Origin of the sequence: Thermochromatium tepidum ATCC 43061 (assembly GCF_009664085.1) — a bacterium.
GTDB lineage: Bacteria > Pseudomonadota > Gammaproteobacteria > Chromatiales > Chromatiaceae > Thermochromatium > Thermochromatium tepidum.
Map to the genome: position 1 here is coordinate 1197774 of NZ_CP039268.1, position 19229 is coordinate 1217002.

Consider the following 19229-nt stretch of genomic DNA (forward strand, 5'->3'; position numbering starts at 1 on the left):
ATTGGCCTTGGCGTGTTCGTTTGATCAAACGCGAATGTGTGTTGGAAATCCGGGGACAAGCCCAGATTCCGCGATTTCGCCTTCATGACAAAAAAATCTCATCTGTCCTTCGCTCTCGCAGATCCACACCTCTAGAGCGCCCTTGGCAAGATAGAGTTCGATCTTCTCGTTCATCTCTCTGTCAGTATTGGTGGGTGATCGAACCTCGATGCACAGTTCAGGGGCTTTTGGGTAAGGTGTCTCGAATCCAAATTTTTCGATGAACCGAGAGGATGCCCAGCATACATCTACCACTTTGACGTTCTTGGAGGTCTGGATGCTCGTCTCGACCAGGAGTTTGCCGTCGTCGATCTTTTTTGCCAGCTCCATGACGAGTCGCGATTGCAAATATCCATGGAGATTCGACGCCGGACTCATGACGATATGGCCGTCCTCGTTGAGTTCGATTTTGTATGGAAGATCCTTGAGTACGGGGTCTTGCAAGACCTGGCTCCATTCCATGTCGTTCTCCTCATGTCATATTCGCCAGTGTTTTAGGATGCGATAAAAATCTTGTGAACTGCATCTTTCGCGATCGATGCGGTTCATAGACCCTCCGCAAGGAAACCCGCGACTTGAGTCGCGGGAGGAATGGCGGGTGCGCGAAGCGCGCCATGTGGTGTATAATACACCGCATGGTTGACATAGTAACCAACAGGAACTGCGTCTATCAAACGGCATACCATGTGATCTGGTGTCCGAAGTATCGGCGAGATGTACTGACGGGACTGGTGGCAGAGGAAATGGGGGCGATGCTGGATGCGATTTGCGCGGAGCGCGGCTGGCCGATGATCTCCAAAGAGATTCAGCCCGACCACGTTCACCTGTTTGTCAGCATCCCGCCTGCCATTGCTGTGGCCGATGCCGTAAAAATCCTGAAAGGGACAACGGCGCGCAAGCTGTTTCAGCGGTTTCCGTGGCTCAAGAACCGCCTTTTGGACGGGCATCTGTGGTCGCCCTCCTACTATGTCGGCACGGCAGGTAACGTCAGCGCCGAGACGATCCGGCGCTACATCGAACGATCCGAACACGTCACCAAGCGGCGATAACCCATGCTGCGCACCGCCTCGATTCGCCTGAATGTTCGCCCGGACCAAGTGGCGGCCTTGGGGGCTCTGCAATCGGCTTATGCCGATGCCTGCAACCGCTTGGTGCCGACGGTGATCGAACATCGCTGCTGGAACCGCGTGGCGCTGCACCAGTTGGCCTATGCCCGGCTGCGCGAGGAAACACCGCTGGGCTCGCAAATGGTCTGCAACGCCATCTTCTCGGTCTGTAAGTCCTACAAGGCGCAAAAGGAACTCGGTCGCATCAAGAAGGACGAGCCCGCACCTGTAGTGCACTTCGACCGCGCCAGTGTCCATTTCGACAAGCGAACATACTCCATCAAAGGGGAGTGCCTGAGTCTCTACACCCTTTCTGGCCGCATCGCCGTCCCGATGGTGCTGGGCGAGCATCAGCGTCGCATCATGGCCTCGGGCAAGGCCAAAGAAGCCGAGTTGGTTTGTCGCAAGGGTCGCTGGTATTTCAACCTCGTCGTCGAGTCCGACGATGCGGACCCCATTGCATCCAGCCCCGTCATGGGCGTGGATGTCGGAGAAAACAATCTCGCTGCCACCAGCACGGGCAAGGTATGGGGCGGCGGGCAACTGCGCCACAAGCGCAACTGCCACCTTGCCCTTCGTCGTCGTTTGCAGTCCAACGGCAGCCAAAGCGCCAAACAGAAGCTGCGGCAGGTCTCTGGCAAAGAGCAGCGACGTGTGACGCACATCAACCACGAAACGAGCAAAGCGATCGTTGCCGAAGCGCGGCGCATTGGTGCTTCCAAGATCGTGATGGAAGACTTGTGCCATATTCGCGACCGCATCCGGGCTGGCAAGCGCGTGAGAGCGAGACTGCATCGCTGGGCTTTCCGGCAACTTCAGACCTTTGTCGAATACAAGGCCAAGGCTGCCGGAATCGCGGTCGAATACGTCAATCCGGCCTACACCAGCCAGACGTGTTCTTGCTGCGGGGCGTTGGGTCGGCGCGTCAAGCATCGTTTCGTGTGCGACAAGTGTGGTCTCCGGGCGCACGCCGACTGTAACGCCAGTCGAAACCTGGCCCGGATTGGTAGCGGCGCCCCGCTGCCAAGGGCGGCTGTAAACACGCCTAATGTTGGGGATGTGGTCAACCATGTTTGCTGTGTCTCACAATAAAGCCTTCGACTTCAGTCGAGGGTTGTTTACTGGCGCACTCTATACAGCCTCCCCCTGCTTCGCATACTCGATTCGTATCGCCTCCATCACCTGATCGACCTCCTGTCGAAACGCCTGAATCTGCTCCAACTGCTCACTCGAATACATCGACTTGATCCGCCGCATCTTGGCCAGGAGCGGTAGACGCTGCAATTCGGCCACAGGCACACCCAGCTTGATCAATGCCTCACCGCGCTTATAGATCGTAATCGCTAGGTCGAGCAGGGCATATTGCTTGGCCGGTGAACAAAAGGTATCGATCTCATCCAATGCACTCTGCTGCAACACCCCTTCCTTGATCAAGGACGCCCCCTCCAACTCCCAGCGCTGCATATCCGACAGGGCCTCGGGTCCCACCAGATTCACGATCCGCGACAATTCAGCATCCCGTGCCAACAAGGCCAAGGCGGCCCCGCGACGCTTCTCCCAATCCGGATCGATCTCCGTGTGCCACCATTTAGCCGCAGTCTTGACGTGTTTTGAGAAACTCGTTACCCAATCGATCGATGGATAATGGCGTGCGTCGGCCAATTCCTTCGACAGGGCCCAAAAGGTCTCGATGATGTCTTTGGTATGACTGGTGACCGGTTCCGAGAAGTCCCCTCCCGGCGGCGACACCGCCCCAATCAGCGTCACCGAACCGGATCCCGCCCCAAAGGTCTCTACTCGCCCCGCCCGCTCATATACGGCCGCCAACCGCGACGCCAGATAGGCTGGATAGCCCTCCTCGACCGGCATCTGCCCTAGCCGCCCCGAGACCTCGCGCAACGCCTCGGCCCAGCGACTGGTCGAATCCGCCAGCATCACCACGTCATAGCCCATATCGCGGTAATACTCGGCCATCGTGATCCCGACATAGACCGACGCCTCGCGCGCCACCACCGGCATGTTGGAGGTATTCGCCACCAACAGGGTCCGCTCCATCAGCTTGCGCCCAGAGTAGGGATCGTCCAGCTTTGGGAAGGTCTCGAGCACATCGACCAGCTCGTTGCCGCGCTCGCCACAGCCGACATAGATCACGATGTCGGCATTCGACCAGCGCGCGATCTGCTGCTGAACCACGGTCTTGCCCGCCCCGAACGGTCCAGGCACTGCGCCCTTGCCACCCTTGATCTGCGGAAAAAAGGTGTCGATCACCCGCTGTCCGGTGATCAGCGGCGACACACCGTCATCACGCCGCCGATAAGGACGCGGCCGACGCACTGGCCAGCGGTGATAAAGACTGAGCCGATGACTCACACCCCGATGATCGCGCACCCGCGCAATGGTCGACTCGATGTCGTACTCAGCCTCCGGCGCGATCTCCTCCAGCTCACCTTCGATGCCGGGCGGCACCAGGATCCGGTGCTCGATGGTCAGCGTCTCCTGCACCCGCCCAAGCACCGTCCCCGGACCGATCCTGACCCCAGGTTCGAGCTCCGTATTCGGCTCGAACGCCCAGCGCTTGGCACGATCGAGCGCCGGCACGCTCAGACCGCGCCGGATGTAGTCGCCCGACTGGAGCGCGAGCTTCAACAGCGGACGCTGCACCCCATCGAAGATGCCGCCCAGCAGTCCAGGCCCGAGTTCGACCGACAGCGGCCAACCCAGTCCCACCGCCGGCTCACCCGGCCGCACCCCATCGGTCGACTCATAGGTCTGGACCACGGCCCGCTCGCCGCTGAGCGAGATGATCTCGCCATAGAGCCCGAGCTCGCCGATCTTGACTTGTTCGCCGCTGCGTGCGCCCGGTAGCTCGATAGTGACGATGGGGCCATTGATGTCGCGGATGACGCCGATCTTATTGGTTTCACTCATGGTCTTCGCTGCCTCGCTCATCCAGTGAACAGGCTGCCGGTATCGAAGCCGCCGGGCAGCAGACGCTCTAGGATGGTCTGTTGGATACGGGGACGCAGGCGTTCGAGCCGGCCCTCGAAGGTATGGTCGACGCGGATCCGTCCATCGGCGCTCGTCACCAGCACGCCGCCGAGCGTATGGATCACCTCGGGCGCCGGCACCAAGACGGCGCGCTTGCCGGGGGGCAGGGCGCTGACGATTGTGTCCCAATTCACGAACAGCCGGCGCTGATCCTGGGCATTGGCGGTGACCAGGATCTCGGGTGACTCAATGACCTCAGCCGCTTCGACGATCAGACGCTGCAACCAGGCGTTATAGGCGACCTCGTCATCAATGAAGACCCGCATCCGCTCGGACAGACGCTGTTCGACATCGAGCACCAGATTCCAGCGCACGCGGTCGAGATGGGTCTGCATCTTGAGTTCGCTCGCCTGGACCCGCTGGCGGAAGGTCCGCTCGGCCAGCGCCTTGGCGTTGGCCTCTTCGCGTGCCTCACGCAGACGCAGCCGCTCGGCGGCCTCGCGCAGGATACTGTCGCGACTGCGGGCGGCACGCTCGCGGTATTCGGAGGCGAGCCGTTCGGCGCGTGCCAGGATGGCGCGTTCGAGTGCTTCGACCTGATTCACGGTGACTCTCGCTCGCCGCTCGGGGCGGTCTCCAGGGTCGAGGTTCCAAAGAGCGAGGCCAGCCGCTGAGCGACCTCGCTGGTCAGACTGGGTTGTGGACCGAGCGCAGGGACGGCGATCACCACGATCCGTCCACCTTCTTGCCGCACCCGGTGCAGGTTCGGGATCTTCTGGCTCATGAGCGCGTCATCGACCACGACGAATGCCTTGGCCTGGGTGCGGCGCAGATCGCGCAGCAGCCGGTCGGCCTCCTCCGGGGTCGGGTTTGCATAGGTCTCGAAACCGATCAGCCGAAAGCCGTCGGCGAGCGTCTCCTCGCCGAGGAACAGCATCCGGGTCGGATGGCTCGGATCCGGTGGGTGCTCGGTCATGATCAACGGCGCTCAGAGCTTATTGAGCAGCAGGATCGATATGACCAGACCATAGATCGCGATACCCTCGGCCAACCCCAGATAGATCAGCGTGCGACCGAGGTTCTCGGGCTTCTCGGTGATGGCTGCCAGCGAGGCGGCACCGATCGGACCCACGGCGATGCCGGCGCCGATGGTCGAGAGTCCGGTCGGAATGCCAACGCCGATCATGGCCAGACCCATGCCGATCGACATCTCTTTGAGTCCCGCGGCGGCTCCGGTCTCGGGCACGGCCAGGGCATCGCTGACACCGAGCACCAGCAGGGCGATCTGGGCCCCGACGAAGACTACCAGCTGCGAGCCGAGCAGTGGACGGAACCAGGACCGGATGACGCTCACGGCCTGCGGGCGCTGGTCGAGCAGGAACCCGGCGACGATCAGGCCGAGGATGGCGAATGACATGAGTGCGACGAGCCAGAGCATGGACGAATCCCCTCGTGTTTGAAGTCCGGTTTAAGGTGTTCGGTCAGCGGCGAAGGCAGCGCATCAGGCCGGCCCACGCCCGAACCGGATCGGTCTGAAGGCATAGCCATCCCCTGAGAAATAGCGTGAAAAGCCCTCGTAATACTGCAAGCGCATCACCTGGATCATGACGATGCCACCCTCCAACACCAGCACGAAGACATTGCCCAGGATGACCGTCACCACATGGCCGAAGGCGCCCATCATGTCGGCCAGGGTGAAGACGGCGATCGAGAGCGCGACATGGTTGAGACTGAAGGCCGCCACGCGCAGGAATGACAGGGTATTGGAGACATAGCCGATCAGGGTCTCCAGGGTCTCGATGACCACGACCAGGATCTTCTCACCCACAGGCGCTTGCTGATGCAGCCAACTGTGCCAGGCCAGGACCAAAAGACTCCCAGCCACCAGGGACGCGGGCCAGATGCCGAAACCCGTGCCGTCGACCAGCCCGGTTCCACCGGCGATCAGGGCCAGATAGAACACCAGATTGACCACGCCATGATGTCCGAACAGGGACTCGCGCCACTGCCCGGTCGCCCAGCGGTTATAGATGGCCAGCAGACAGGCGAGGACGATGAAGAAAACGCCCCAGATCAGCGCCAAACGCAGCATCAGCAGCGGATCGCTGAGCGGATTCATCCACAACGCCGGCAGGACGTGCTCATAGCCAAAGAGACTGCCATAGAGAAAGCCGAACAGGACCGATGACCCACCGGCCATGAGTCCGAACGGCCAGAAGCGTCCGAGCCTGCCGCGCAGCGTCCAGGCGGCGAGCGCGATCACCGCGCCCTGGCCGACGTCACCGAACATGCTGCCGAACATGATCAGGAAGGTCAGCGCGAACAGTGGCGTCGGGTCCACCTCGCCATAGGAGGGGATACCGTACTGATTGACCAGCAGCGCAAAGGGCGCAAGCAGACGGCCCTTGACCGGAACCGTGGGCACCAGTGGACGCTCCTCGGGTAGTGGATCGCGGACGCTCAGCGCATAGCGTCCGGCCAGCGCCGCATCGAGCCGCCGGCGCAGGGCGTCGAGGGCGCGCGCTGGTACCCAGCCGGCCAGATGCGCCAGATGGCCGGTACTGCGCAGCGCGCTGTCGAGCTGCACCAGGGGCTCGGCCAGCCTTAGGGTGCGCTGGGCCTCGCGCAGCGGCTCGCGGTAGGGTTCCGACCAGCGTTCCAGGGTCTCGGTGAGTGTGGCGCGCTCCTCGGCGATCGCGTCGAGACGTCTGGCAAACTGGCGCTGGAGCTTGGCCGGTTCGCTGTCGAGCTCCTCTGGGATCGGCAGACGCTGAAAACCGGCGGCGGCGAGCACCGGCGACAGGTCTGACTCATGGTCATCGCTCGGGCCGACGATGACCAGATGGACAGTGTCATGGCCCTCCAGGTAGACGTGCAGGATGTGCCCGGCGAGCGCCACCGCCCCTTCGAGCTGGCGCAGGTTCTCGCGCGGCACGAGACCGACATGGATGTTCAGAAACCGGGTCCGGGTCCGCAGCATCCCGAGGTCGATGTTGAGATGACGAAAGTTCTCTAGCGCCGCCTGCTGCTCGCGGATCAGACGCTCGGCGTCGTCGAGCCGTCTGAAGTCCTCCTCGTAGTTGGAGACCTCTTCCCACAGCCGACCGAGCCAGTCGTTGAGCCGGGCGAGCTCGTCCTGCTCGATGACGCGCATCGGCTCCAGGCTCGTCGGCGGCTCGAAGCGGATCAGCCGGGCGATCTTGTCGAGTCGCGACTGGGCCTGGGTGTGGAGGTCGTGGAAGGGACGGACGGGCAGGGTGGCGAAACGCTCACTCTCGGGTTCGCGCGGGTCGGGATGGAAGCACTGGGTCTCGGCGAGTGCAAGCGAGGCGCGCGGCAGGTCCTCAGTCAGGACCAGCAGACGAACATGCTTCATCGGTGTGGGTTTCAGCATGGCCTCGACTCCTGTTCGCTCATGGACTGGGTTCGATCTGGGCGAGCGCATGCCGGATCGTCTGATCGTCGAACCCGAGCAGACGCCCCTGAACGACGGCGAACAGGCGCATCAGATCGGTCTCGCGCAGCATCAGATAGGCCAGGGCGCGTGCCACCGCCGAGGGACTGCGCGCCAGGACCAGTCGAACCTCGTCGATGGCATAGCGCGCCAGGCGTTGCTGAACCTCGGCGATCGAGCGGCAATCGGCGATCAGGACGTTCAAAGGGGCAGGCAGCGCCTCCAGCACCTGTTCGAAGCTGTCGAGATCGGCGAGATGCAGCAGACGATCGCGCGTGAGCAGACGCATCGAGGGCACCAGCCAATAGTAGGTCTCGGAGGGCGAGAGTCCGTAGGTAAAGCGAAAACGCAACAGCCAGAGCAGTCCGACGCGGTCGAGTTCGGCCGAGATCAGCCGCCTGAGCCAGTCGTGATCCGGCGCACCGAAGCCCTGGACGCGGCGGGTCAGGCCGATGAAATAGCGCTGATCGATCGCGGCCTCCAGGGCGAAAGGCTCGCGCTGGCGTTCATAGACCTCGCGTGCCTGGCGGGCAATCTGACGTTGTGGCCCGGCCTCGAGCCGGCGCAGCAGTTCGAGCACGTTCTCGGCGCCGAAGAGCTCCTTGTCGGCCAGACGGATATGGGCCGGAAGCTCGAATAGGTTGTCGTTGATCTGCTGACGATCGAGCTGGTGGAGCTTGCCGCGGATCAGGGTCTTGAGGTTGTAGAGCGCATACTTGCGTCCCCAGTCGAGCACCAGCGCGCGGGCGTTGACCTCCATCGAGCGCGTGAGCACCAGCAGCTCGGAGAGCAGGAGCTGGATAAGACTCTGCTCGACGGCCCGGCGGCGCACTGCCGGCGTGGTCTGATCATCGAGCAGGGGAGCGAGGCCGAATTCCTCGGCCAGCGTCGGCAGCGGCAGCTGGGCCAGGCGCTCGATCAGGCCCGGGGCGAACAGCCGGGTGGTCATCACCGAGACGCGGGTGTTGAGATAGGCTTGATTGGCGACCTGGCTCATGGTGGAGTCCACGCTGCCCAGTGCGGGCTTAGTGTTCCAGGCCGATCAGGATCTGAAAGGCGGCCTCCAGCGCCTCTTGCTCGCGCTGCTCGGCCTGATCGCGCAACTGGACGTGACGCTCGTCATAACGGCGGCGCAGCTCGGCGATGGTCTGCTCGGCGCGCTCCTCGGCCTTGGCGATGAAGGCGCGTTGCAGCTCGGGGATGCGCAGCGTGAAGCGCTCGTTCTCGGCCTTGGCGTCGACCATGGCCTGCTGGATGAGCCTGTCCTGCTCAGCCTCGGCCTGTTGGACCAGCCGTTCGGCGCGCAGCTCGGCTTCGAGCAGGCGTTTGAGTGTATCGTCCATCAGTGTCACCTTCAGTGCTCGGGCCTAACCTCTGCGCCACCCAGGGTCGCGCACTGGCCAATGGGGCCAAGCTTAAACCCTTCGGGCCGCGCTCGCTAGCCGGGGCCTGTTTCAGATCGGATTGGCCGGACGCCTCCAGGTATAGACGGCGGTGACGGCATAGTTCCAGACCGCCCCGACCAGGATGCCGGCCAGTGCCGACAGCACCCAGCCGGAGTGCCCGGCCCGGAACAGATAGTCCGCAATCCCGACATTGGCCAACGCACCTAGGCTACAGGCCAGCACGAAGCTGAGCCACCCCCAGAGCAACTGACGCCCGCGCAGACGCAGGTCGCGATAGGTCAGGAGGTTGTTGAGGAAGAAATTGCTGGTCATGGCCACCAGGGTCGCCGTGGCCTGACCGACCAGAAAGGCATCCTCACCGAGGAGATGCAGGATCGGCCAGAGCACGCTCAGGTGTACCAGCACCCCGAAGGCACCGATCAGCGAAAAGGCGATGAAGCGCAGCGGGATCATTGGGCCGACCAGTTTTTGGATCAGCATCAGCAGATACTCCCAGAGCACGGTGGTGTCGAGCTTGCTCTGCCCGGTCCGACGGGGCCTGAACCTAAAGGGCAGTTCGCGAAGGCGTAGTGGCGTCTTGCTGGCCGAGAGGATGTCGAGCAGGAGCTTAAATCCGACCCCGCTGAGGCGCCGCACGCAGCCGTGGATGACCGAGGCGCGCACTATAAAGAACCCGCTCATGGGGTCGCTGAGTTCGGCGCGGATCAGGGTCCGTCCGATCCAGGTCGCCAGACGGCTCATGCCCTGGCGCCTGGCACTCCAGTCGCCGAGGTCGCCGCCTGCGACATAGCGGCTGCCAACGACGATGTCCAGATCCTCGTCGCGGATGGCCTGGAGCATGTGGGGGAGCAGGGCCTCGTCGTGCTGAAGATCGCCGTCCATCACCGCCAGATAAGGGGCCGTGGTCGAAAGCATCCCCTCGATGCAGGCCGAGGACAGTCCACGCCGGCCGATGCGCTGAATCACACGGATACGCGGATCCAGACGCGCCAGTTCGCGCGCGCGCTCGGCGGTGCCATCGGGCGAGTCGTCATCGACGAAGATCAGCTCCCAATCGAGCCCCTCGAGCACGGACGCGACCCGGCGCGCCACCTCGGCGACCGCCTCGGCCTCGTTATAGGTCGGCACGATCACGGCCAATTCAGGCGGACGCTGATCAAGGGTCGGGGGTGTGCGCTCGGGCATCGGGTATAACCTTGGGCGGTTCTGATGGACAATGGGCGCCGATAGGCGCCGCGTTGGACGCGCCATTCTATAACCGACACGGTTTTATGATGCATCTTAACGACAAAGCGTCTTCAGTCCTGGCTGGAGGACGTCCGCTCCTCCGGGTGTTCGGCGCCCTGATCCTTTGGCGTCTGGCCATCGCCGCCGTGCTGCCCGTGACCCAGGACGAGGCCTATTATTTCGACTGGGCACGTCATCTGGCCTGGGGCTATTTCGACCACCCGCCCGGCGTGGCCTTATTGGGCTTGGGTGTGTCTCTGGGGCCCGGCTCGGTGTTCATGGCGCGGCTGGGGGGGCTGTTGGCCGGGGCGGCGACCCTCGTGGTGCTCGATCGTCTCTATCGTCACTGTGGCCTGACCGATGTCCGCGACCGGGCGCTGGCGCTGCTGTTGACGGGCGCGACCCTGGGCGGGATCGCAGGCGGTGTCCTTACCACGCCCGACACCGTACTGGCGCTCGCCTGGGCGCTGGCGCTGCACGAGGCCGAGCGGGCGCTCAGTGGCGATCCGCGCCGCTGGATCAGCGCCGGGATCGCCACTGGGCTGGGGCTGTTGGGCAAGTACACCATGTTCCTGATCGGTCCAGTCCTGGTGCTGGCCATCCTGGGCACGAACCGGCGTCAGTTACTGACGCCCTGGCCCTATCTGGGCGCAGGTGCGGCGCTCCTGGTCTTTGCACCGAATCTGATCTGGAACGCGCACAACGAATGGCTGACGCTGGGGTTTCAGTTCGGACATGGTTTCGGGGTCGAGCTCGGCGGGGTGGTCGCGCCCGAGGCCCGGTCCATCGTGCCGTCCGGCCCCGAGACGACCGGGGAGCGCGCCGCGCGTCTGCTGGGCTATCTCGGCGTCCAGCTCGCCCTGTGGGGTCTGATCGGGTTGCTGCTCCTGCTTGCGCCCTGGATCGGTCGGTCCGACGCCAGACCCGCGTCCTCGCGTCTGACCCCAGTTGGACGGGTGTTGCTGCTGGCCGCCAGCCTCTTTCCCCTGGGGTTCTTCGCCCTGGTGGCCCTGATCAGCGCGGTCGAGGCCAACTGGCCGGGGATGTATCTCCTTGGCGCTGCGCCCCTGGCGGCCCTCTGGCTGCGTCGGGCACGGCGCTGGGCCTGGTGGGCGGCCCTGACCAATCTGGGGTTGGCCAGCCTCTATGCGCTCCATGCCGCCACCGTTGCACTACCCCTGCCGGACGGCTGGAACCGCATCCTGCGCGAGACGCATGGCTTTGCCGAGCTGGCCGAGATCGCCGCTCGACTCGATGCCCCGGTCCAGGCCGATCGCTATCAGCTCACGGCCATGCTAAGGTTCTACCGACCCAGCGAACTGGCCGCCACCAGCCAGTGGCCAGGACTCACGCGGCCCTCGGAATATCTGCGCGGGCGAATCGCGCCCCGGATCGACCCGACGACGGTCATGGCCCCTTTCTGGCTGCTGACCCGCTCCAGCGGACCTCCCGAACTCCCTGGTTTTCGCGTCACGACCGAACGGCATCTATTCGACTGTCCCGGGCGACCCTTGATCGAAGGGGACGAGTCAGCCTGTCGCCGCCCGCTGCAGCGCTGGTCGCTGTATCGCTACGAACGCTGATCCGCCTGGACGGCGATTCTCGATGCGCGGCTTGGCATCCAGTCGAGCTGTCACTGATGACGCTGGGCAGAGAGGCCGCCTAGGGAGGGGTGATCGTCCAGGATCTCGGTGACCAGGACCGTTCCAGGTGCGACCCGGGGCTTGGTGCCGGTACTCATCTCGAAGCCATGCCGCTTGATCCCGAGATAGCGGCTGGCCCAGGCGACCAGGATCTCGGCGACGTACTCGGCGTCCTCAGGGTTGGTGAGCATGTGGTCGGCCTGGTCGAGCGAGATGAAGCTCTTGGGATGCAGCGCCGACTGATAGATCCGCGCCGCCTCGCTGATATCCACGATGGTATCGAGCGGCGAGTGAAAGATCAGGAGTGGCCGCCTGAGGGCACGGATGTGATCGGGCGAGACATAGAGGTCCAGGTCCTCGAGGAATTGCCGGCGGATCCGGAGGCGCCGGTGGCCGATCTGGACCGCGGCCTCGCCGCGCTCGGCGAGCTGGTCGCGCGCACCGGTCAAGAGGTGCTTGACGTGTGCCGCCGTCGCGGGCGCGGCGATGGTCGCCACCGCCTGGACCGAGGGCAGGTGCGCGGCCGCCGCGAGCACGGCCGCACCGCCCAGGCTGTGACCGACCAACAGGGCCGGGGCCGCGAAGTCCTGTTCCAGCTTGCGTGCCGCCGCCAGCAGATCCTGGACATTGGACGAGAAGTTGGTGTCGGCGAAATCGCCATCGCTGTGGCCCAGGCCGGTGAAATCGAAGCGCAGCGTCGCGATCCCGCGTTCGGCCAGTGCCCGGCTGATGCGGCTGGCGGCGGCCATGTCCTTGCCGCAGGTAAAGCAATGGGCGAAGAGGGCGTAACTGACCGCAGACACCGGCTCGGGCGGGGTCTCCAGTAGACCGACCAGGGTCTGGCCGTTGGCGTTGGGGAATTCGAGTCTAAGGCGTGACATGTGCGCCACCCTGTCGTCTGTGGCGTTGCAAGCTACCCAGCCCGGGCGTATCGCTACAACGGATCGTTTCTATAAAATCAATCTAATCATAGAATTGAATTCGCAGCCAAGCTGTGTTGCGCATTCGCGCCCGGCTTGTGCGACACTGACTGGCTTAAGCCTCAATCACCTGCGACTGCATCCATGTCCCGCTCTGCCCGCCCCTTGCGCGCCCGGATCCATCTGGACGCGATTCGCCATAACTATCGTCGCGCCCAGTCGCTGGCGCCGCATTCGCGCGCGCTCGCGGTGGTCAAGGCCGATGCCTATGGGCATGGCGCGGTCGCCGTGGCGCGTGCCCTAACCGGTGAGGCCGACGGCTTTGCCGTGGCCTGTGTCGAGGAGGCACTGGAATTGCGCGAATCCGGTATCCGGGGGCCGATGTTGCTGCTGGAAGGGGTCTTCAGTCCAGATGAGATCGCGCTCGTTGACCGCGCCGGACTCGCAATGGTGGTGCACTGTCGCGAGCAGCTGGACTGGGTGCTGGCGGCACGCCCCAGCCGGCGGCTCGATTGCTGGATCAAGCTCGACACCGGGATGCACCGGCTCGGTTTCTGCCCGTCCGAGTTCGCCGAGGTCAATGCGCGGCTGGCCGCCTGTCCGCATGTCGGCGAGCGCGTGGCCATGACCCATTTCGCCCGTGCCGACGAGCCGGACCATCCCTATACCTCGGTTCAGATCGATGCCTTCGAGCGGGCGCTGAACGGTGCCCGGATCGGGCGCAGTCTCGCCAACTCGGCGGCGGTGCTCGCCTGGCCCCAGACCCACGGCGACTGGACGCGCCCCGGGATCATGCTCTATGGCGTCTCACCCTTTGCCGGCACCGGGTCGAACGCGAACCTGGAGGCGGGTGAGCTGCGCCCAGCGATGACGCTCGAATCGGCCCTGATCGCCATCCGCGACCTGAAGGCCGGCGAGCCGATCGGCTATGGTGGACGCTTCGTCTGCGAGCGTCCGACCCGAATCGGGGTGGCGGCCATCGGCTATGCCGACGGCTACCCACGACAGGCGCGCGATGGGACGCCGATCGCCGTCGGTGGACGGCCCACCCGGCTCATCGGGCGGGTCTCCATGGACCTGATCACGCTCGACCTCACTGGCCTCGAGACCGCCCGCCCCGGCGATCCGGTCGAGCTCTGGGGCCGAACCGTGCCGGCCGCCGCCGTTGCCGAGGCGAGTGACACCATCGCCTATCAGCTCTTCACCGCGATCGGCCGGCGCGTGTCTCGGAGATATGAGGAGGCTTGACGCAGGATGATCGGCGGGAACGAAAGGGCCACTCTCCTGGTCACCGGACCGGCGCGCAGCGGCAAGAGCGAATGGGCCGAGCGACTGGCGCACGAGTCGGAACGATCGGTCATCTATATCGCCACCGCACGCGAGGATCCGGATGACGCCGACTGGATGGCGCGCATTGACGCGCATCGCCGGCGCCGTCCCGCACACTGGTCGACCCTGTGCGTCCCCACCGAGCTGGAATCAGCCATCGCGACGGCGGACAGGGGCGATGTCTGCTTGCTGATCGACTCGCTCGGGACCTGGGTGGCGAACCTGATCGAGCTGGATGACGCGGCCTGGCAGGCGCGATCTGAGCGTCTGCTCACAGTGCTCGAACAGCGCCCAGCGGCCCTGGTCATCCTGGTCGCCGAGGAGACCGGCTGGGGTGTCATCCCCGCCTACCCGAGTGGGCGCCTGTTCCGCGACCGGCTCGGCGGTCTGGTGCGCCGGCTCGGACCGCGCTGTGCGGCGACCTATCTGGTGACGGGTGGGCACGCGCTCGACCTGCGCCGGCTTGGCGTCCCGCTTGAGCGCTGAGCGATGTCGAGCCGCTGGGTGGTGCTTGGGCGTCATACCGGCTGGCTGGTGGGCGGGGTTATGCTCTGGGTCGCGCCCGTGCTGGCGACAACCCCGCTCCCGAGCGTCATGAGCACCAACCTCTGTGCCGACCTGCTCCTGCTGCGGATCGCCGACCCGGGACAGATCCGCTCGGTCTCGCGCCAGGGTCAGGACGCGCGGATCTCGCCCGTGGCTGATCAGGCACGGGCCTATCCGGGCAATCGCGGTGGGGTGGAGGATCTGCTCTACTTCAAACCGGACATCGCCCTCGTCTATCAGGGCTGGATGGGGCGACCTCATGCCAAACGGCTGGCCGGACAGGGGATCGAGGTCATCGCCTTACCCTATCCCCGGGGCTGGGACGAGGCACTCCAGACCGCGCGCGCCCTCGCCGCGCGCCTCGGGCGTGCCGAGACCGGCGCGGCCCTGATCGAGGGGCTCGAGCGCCGGATGCAGGCACTGGCCCGCCCCCGCGGCGCAGGCGCGCCCCGCCTGCTCTATCTGCGCCCGAGCGGCGGCACGGCGGGGCAGGGCACCTATGTCGATGATCTGATCAGGCGGCTCGGTCTGCGCAATCTGGCCGCCGAACAGGGCATCAAAGGCTGGGGACGCTTTCCGCTCGAGCGCCTGGTGTCCGCGCCGCCCGATGTGTTCCTGCTCGGCTATTTCGATCAGGCCCAGTCGCCTGCGCGCTCGGCCTATGGCCGTCATCCGCGACTCCGTTCGCTCCTGGAACTTACCCCAGCGATCGAACTTCCGGGCCAGGCCTGGGGTTGCGGCGGGCTGGAGCTGCTTGAGGTCGCCGAACAGATCAGCGCGCAACTCACCGCGATCGACCAGACCCGATCCCGGACGCCATCCCCCTGATCAGATGCTGACTCTCGTGCTGTTACTCGCCCTGTCGCTGCTCAGTCTGGTCTCGCTCGGATTCGGCGAGGCGCCGCTCAGTATCGGCGAGGTGATCGCCGGTCTGCTCGGTACCGGACCCGAGACCCATCAGGTGATCGTGCGCGAGATCCGGCTGCCGCGCCTGGTGCTGGCCTGGCTGGTCGGCGCCGCACTCGGGGCCTCAGGTGCGGCGCTCCAGGGTCTGCTGCGCAATCCGCTCGCCGAACCGGGGCTGCTCGGGATCTCGGCGAGCGCCGGCCTGGGGGCGGTGCTGACGCTCTATTTCGGGCTCGCGCTGGTCAGTCCCTGGATGCTGCCGGCGGCGGCCATGTCCTTTGCCCTGCTGGCGACCCTGGTGCTCCAGGCACTGACGCGCGCCGGCTCAAACAATCTGACCCTGATCCTGGCCGGGGTGGCGCTGTCCTCGCTGGCCGGCGCCCTGACCGCACTGGCGCTCAATCTCGCGCCCAATCCGAGCGACGCGCAGGACATCGTGCTCTGGCTGCTCGGCTCGATCAGCGATCGCAGTTTCGACGACGTCTGGCTCTGTCTGCCCTTCGTGCTGCTGGGTCTAGCCCTATTGCTGGGGTGCGCGCCTTTGCTCGATGCACTGGCGCTCGGTGAGGCCGAGGCGAGCAGTCTCGGGGTCGATCTGGTGCATCTGCGTACCCGCATCGTCCTGGGATCGGCGCTCAGCGTCGGCGCGACCGTGGCGATCACAGGCACCATCGGGTTTGTCGGGTTGGTGGTGCCGCATCTGCTGCGTCGTTTCGTCGGCTTCCGGCCAGGACCGCTGCTGCCGGCGAGCGCGCTGGGCGGGGCCGTGCTGGTGCTCGCCGCCGATATCGCGCTGCGTCTGCCCGAGACCGGGCGCGAGCCGATGCTGGGCGTGGTCACGGCCCTGATCGGCGCCCCCTTCTTCCTGGCCCTGGTGTGGCGCTCGCGGAGGGATCTGCCGTGAGCCGGCTCGAAGGCGTCGCGGTGAGCGTGCAGCTTGGGGGACGGACGCTGCTGCATGAACTGTCGTTCCAGGTCGGGGCCGGTGAGCTGGTCGGGCTCATCGGTCCCAATGGGGCCGGCAAGAGCACGCTGATCAAGGCGATCGCCCAGGTGTTGCCCTATCGTGGGTCGATCCGGCTCGAGGGTGAGCCGCTAGAGCGGATCCCAGCGCGCGAGCGGGCGCGTCTGGTCGCCTATCTCGGGCAGGACGACCGCATCCAGTGGCCGATCGCGGTCGCCGATCTGGTCGCACTCGGACGTCATCCCTATCGCGGAAGCTGGTGGCGCGGGGCCGGACGGACGAGTGACGCGGATCGGCAGGCCATCGAGTCGGCGCTGCGCGCGACCGATGTCTGGTCACTGCGCGCGCGTGCCTCCGATACGCTCTCCGGCGGTGAACGGGCGCGGGTGCGGCTGGCGCGGGCGCTGGCGGTCGAGGCACCGCTCTTGCTCGCCGACGAGCCGGTCGCGGCGCTCGATCCGCGCCATCAGCTCGAGGTCATGGAGCTGCTGCGCGCCCAGGCGCATCAGGGTGCGAGCGTCATCGTGGTCCTGCACGATCTGACGCTGGCGAGCCGCTTTTGTGATCGCCTGCTGTTGCTGCATGAGGGGCGAACCGTGGCGGCGGGCGCGGTGGAGACTGTTTTGAGTGCGGATCATCTGCGTCTGGTTTATGGCATCGGCGCGGTCATTGGAGAACATCAAGGACAGCGTTATATCGTCCCTTGGTCATGCACACTGTAGGTTCAAGATGCGGTTCAGTCGGCTCTTGCCTTGGATAATCCTGGTGGTCTGCACTGGAGCGGGTGCGGCTTTGGCCGACTGGCGACCCGTGACGCACGAACCCTGGCCCGCGCCCGAGGCCCCCATCAGTCATCGCGAGCAGACCCTGGAGTCATCGACCGGCCGCACCCTCAGGGCCCATCTGGTGCTGTTCGACTCACGCCGCTATCGGCTCGCCGTGCTCGATCTGGGGCCGGAGCTTGCGCCGACCTCGGCCTGGCTGGAACGCCTGCGCGCCGCCGGTCTATTGGCGGCGGTCAATGGCGGATTTTTCCATGCCGACGGCCAGCCGCTTGGGCTGGTCATCGCCGAGGGCAGATCCCTCAGCCGCTTCGAGACGGTCAAGCCCCTAAGCGGCGTGCTCTATGACGATGGGCGCGGTATCCATCTGGAGCGGCGCGCGCGCTTTCAGTCGCGTCCAGGCATCGACGCCCTGATCCAGTCTGGTCCCTATCTGGTCGAACGGGGACAGGCGGTGCGCGGACTCTCGACACAGGATGTCAGCCGCCGCACCTTCATCGCGACCGACTGGCGCCGTCACTGGATTCTGGGCGCCACGCGCGATGGCCTGACGCTCGCCGAGCTGGCCGAGGCGCTGGCCACGCCCGGCGCGCTCGCCCCCTGGCCGGTGGAGCGCGCGCTCAATCTCGATGGGGGCAGCTCGACCGGGTTCCTGTTCGACCCCGGCGAGGGACGGGCGCCGATCGAGCTGCGCGCGCGCCGCCCGGTGCGCAATCTGGTCGGGGTGCGGGCGCGTTGATGGACGCGCTGTCCTGGCTGATCCCGATCGCACTGGCGGGGCTGGGTGTTAAGCTCTGGAGTCGCGTGCGGGCCATCCAGGGCTATGGTCGCGAGGGCGAACGCCAGGTCGGGGCCGCCCTAAAACGGCTGTTCCCGGCGGTCATCCATGACGTGATCCTGCCGAGTGCGCGCGGCGGTCTGACCCAGATCGACCATGTCGCCCTCACGCCCAAGGGCCTGCTGGTGGTCGAGACCAAGCACTATCGCGGCACCATCCTGGGCCGATCTGAGGATCGGCAGTGGGTGCAGCAGCGCGGACGTGCCCGCCGGACGTTCCAGAATCCCTGCCGTCAGAACTACGCCCATCTCAAGGCCGTCGAGGCGCTTGGACTCGGGGTGCCGGTCCTGGGACTGGTGGTCTTTACGGACTCGGCCTATTTTCCAGACGGTGTTCCGGACGGCGTGTCACGGCTGGCGACGCTGGAGGCGGACTTGGCGCCCTGGCGTCGCGGTCGGGTCTCACCCGAGCTGCGCCTGGCCTGGAACAGGCTTAAGCAGGCGATCCTGCAGGATACCCGGGCCAGACGGGCACACCGGCGGGGACTGCGTCGGCGCCATGGCTGGGAGCGGGGGCGGATCGCGGCCGGGATCTGTTTCATTCTGGCCGCGCTGTCGGCGGGTGGACTCTGGTCTTCGTCCCGAGACCCGCTGGGACTGGCCGCGAGCGGGTCGGCGTTCATCGAGTGGCTGACGCGCCTTCGGCCCCAAGCCCAGGTACTCGATGTTCAACGCTGAGTCCGGCGCGCCACGGCCACAGTCACGGCCTTGCCGTCCTCGCCGTGATGGATCCGTTTGGCGACCAGCAGCTCACCCCCCTCGGCGGCGAGTCGCGCCGCGGCTTCCGCCACGCTCGGTGTGCCGACCGCGCTGGCGGCGCGTACCGAGGGTGTCGGAACCACGACTCCGGCCAGTGTCTCGGACGGATAGAATCGCAGCGGCCAGCCGCGGAGCCTGGCCAGCTCCAGCAGGGCCGGTTCGTCGGTTTTGCGTTCATGGCTGGCCAGACAGCCCACCTCGACCGCACCAAGCCGGCTCAAGACCGCGTCGATGGCCTGCTCCAGGGTGGTGAGTGAAGCGCCGTGCTGACACCCGACGCCGATGGCGACCTCGATCCTCTGCAACTGACTTTCGTCCATGCC

21 protein-coding genes are annotated in these 19229 nt (G+C 65.4%); 10 read left to right on the top strand and 11 right to left on the bottom strand.

Going from position 1 to position 19229, the window contains the following annotated elements; all coding sequences use genetic code 11:
- Positions 1-24: 24 nt before the first annotated feature.
- Positions 25-501: a Uma2 family endonuclease gene (locus E6P07_RS05505; RefSeq protein WP_153974684.1), complete on the bottom strand. Its 477-nt coding sequence runs from the start codon at positions 499-501 to the stop codon at positions 25-27.
- Between the two features lie 173 nt (positions 502-674).
- Here E6P07_RS05505 and tnpA point away from each other — a divergent pair, with 173 nt between their 5' ends.
- Positions 675-1088, top strand: a complete 414-nt coding sequence (tnpA, locus tag E6P07_RS05510) for an IS200/IS605 family transposase (protein WP_153974298.1) — start codon at positions 675-677, stop codon at positions 1086-1088.
- 3 nt (positions 1089-1091) lie between these two features.
- Positions 1092-2237 carry an RNA-guided endonuclease InsQ/TnpB family protein gene (locus E6P07_RS05515; protein WP_153974685.1) on the top strand — a complete coding sequence of 382 codons (1146 nt, stop codon included), beginning with the start codon at positions 1092-1094 and terminating at the stop codon, positions 2235-2237.
- A gap of 39 nt (positions 2238-2276) precedes the next feature.
- On the opposite strand, the gene E6P07_RS05520 is transcribed toward E6P07_RS05515, so the two are convergent.
- From E6P07_RS05520 to E6P07_RS05555, 8 genes are all read right to left on the bottom strand, one after another.
- Positions 2277-4073, bottom strand: coding sequence for a V-type ATP synthase subunit A (locus tag E6P07_RS05520; protein ID WP_153974686.1), 1797 nt, complete (start codon positions 4071-4073; stop codon positions 2277-2279).
- Between the two features lie 17 nt (positions 4074-4090).
- Entirely contained in the window at positions 4091-4738 is a 648-nt protein-coding gene (locus E6P07_RS05525; protein WP_153974687.1) for a V-type ATP synthase subunit E, read from the bottom strand.
- Positions 4735-5109 (bottom strand): V-type ATP synthase subunit F, encoded by a 375-nt coding sequence (locus E6P07_RS05530; protein WP_153974688.1) that lies wholly within the window; start codon positions 5107-5109, stop codon positions 4735-4737. Before E6P07_RS05530 ends, E6P07_RS05525 begins: the two co-directional genes overlap by 4 nt.
- Before the next feature lie 12 nt (positions 5110-5121).
- Positions 5122-5571 (bottom strand): ATP synthase subunit C, encoded by a 450-nt coding sequence (locus E6P07_RS05535; RefSeq protein WP_153974689.1) that lies wholly within the window; start codon positions 5569-5571, stop codon positions 5122-5124.
- Between the two features lie 63 nt (positions 5572-5634).
- Entirely contained in the window at positions 5635-7527 is a 1893-nt protein-coding gene (locus E6P07_RS05540; protein ID WP_153974690.1) for a V-type ATP synthase subunit I, read from the bottom strand.
- A 19-nt stretch (positions 7528-7546) separates the two neighbouring features.
- Positions 7547-8584, bottom strand: coding sequence for a V0D/AC39 family V-type ATPase subunit (locus E6P07_RS05545; protein WP_153974691.1), 1038 nt, complete (start codon positions 8582-8584; stop codon positions 7547-7549).
- A 28-nt stretch (positions 8585-8612) separates the two neighbouring features.
- The gene (locus E6P07_RS05550; RefSeq protein ID WP_153974692.1) at positions 8613-8930 is read right to left on the bottom strand and encodes an ATPase; all 318 of its coding nucleotides are present in this window, start codon (positions 8928-8930) and stop codon (positions 8613-8615) included.
- Between the two features lie 111 nt (positions 8931-9041).
- Positions 9042-10178: a glycosyltransferase family 2 protein gene (locus E6P07_RS05555; RefSeq protein WP_153974693.1), complete on the bottom strand. Its 1137-nt coding sequence runs from the start codon at positions 10176-10178 to the stop codon at positions 9042-9044.
- Positions 10179-10264: 86 nt separating this feature from the next.
- Here E6P07_RS05555 and E6P07_RS05560 point away from each other — a divergent pair, with 86 nt between their 5' ends.
- A complete protein-coding gene (locus E6P07_RS05560; RefSeq protein WP_246172944.1) occupies positions 10265-11803 on the top strand; it encodes a glycosyltransferase family 39 protein in 1539 nt (512 codons plus the stop codon).
- Between the two features lie 50 nt (positions 11804-11853).
- On the opposite strand, the gene E6P07_RS05565 is transcribed toward E6P07_RS05560, so the two are convergent.
- A complete protein-coding gene (locus tag E6P07_RS05565; RefSeq protein ID WP_153974694.1) occupies positions 11854-12744 on the bottom strand; it encodes an alpha/beta hydrolase family protein in 891 nt (296 codons plus the stop codon).
- 183 nt (positions 12745-12927) lie between these two features.
- On the opposite strand from E6P07_RS05565, the gene alr reads away from it, so the two are divergent.
- From alr to E6P07_RS05600, 7 genes are all read left to right on the top strand, one after another.
- Positions 12928-14031, top strand: a complete 1104-nt coding sequence (gene alr / locus E6P07_RS05570) for an alanine racemase (RefSeq protein ID WP_153974695.1) — start codon at positions 12928-12930, stop codon at positions 14029-14031.
- A gap of 6 nt (positions 14032-14037) precedes the next feature.
- Positions 14038-14598, top strand: a complete 561-nt coding sequence (cobU, locus tag E6P07_RS05575) for a bifunctional adenosylcobinamide kinase/adenosylcobinamide-phosphate guanylyltransferase (RefSeq protein ID WP_153974696.1) — start codon at positions 14038-14040, stop codon at positions 14596-14598.
- 3 nt (positions 14599-14601) lie between these two features.
- The gene (locus E6P07_RS05580) at positions 14602-15486 is read left to right on the top strand and encodes an ABC transporter substrate-binding protein (RefSeq protein ID WP_153974697.1); all 885 of its coding nucleotides are present in this window, start codon (positions 14602-14604) and stop codon (positions 15484-15486) included.
- Between the two features lie 4 nt (positions 15487-15490).
- The gene (locus E6P07_RS05585; RefSeq protein WP_153974698.1) at positions 15491-16468 is read left to right on the top strand and encodes a FecCD family ABC transporter permease; all 978 of its coding nucleotides are present in this window, start codon (positions 15491-15493) and stop codon (positions 16466-16468) included.
- Positions 16465-17250: an ABC transporter ATP-binding protein gene (locus E6P07_RS05590; protein ID WP_153974699.1), complete on the top strand. Its 786-nt coding sequence runs from the start codon at positions 16465-16467 to the stop codon at positions 17248-17250. Before E6P07_RS05585 ends, E6P07_RS05590 begins: the two co-directional genes overlap by 4 nt.
- Before the next feature lie 70 nt (positions 17251-17320).
- Positions 17321-18049 (top strand): phosphodiester glycosidase family protein, encoded by a 729-nt coding sequence (locus E6P07_RS05595; protein WP_246172945.1) that lies wholly within the window; start codon positions 17321-17323, stop codon positions 18047-18049.
- Positions 18049-18825 (top strand): nuclease-related domain-containing protein, encoded by a 777-nt coding sequence (locus tag E6P07_RS05600; protein ID WP_153974701.1) that lies wholly within the window; start codon positions 18049-18051, stop codon positions 18823-18825. The genes E6P07_RS05595 and E6P07_RS05600 overlap by 1 nt, the downstream gene beginning before the upstream one ends.
- Here the strand turns inward: E6P07_RS05600 and E6P07_RS05605 are convergent.
- Positions 18816-19226 carry a cobalamin biosynthesis protein gene (locus E6P07_RS05605; RefSeq protein ID WP_153976153.1) on the bottom strand — a complete coding sequence of 137 codons (411 nt, stop codon included), beginning with the start codon at positions 19224-19226 and terminating at the stop codon, positions 18816-18818. The two genes, E6P07_RS05600 and E6P07_RS05605, sit on opposite strands and share 10 nt — an antisense overlap.
- Between the last annotated feature and the right edge of the window lie 3 nt (positions 19227-19229).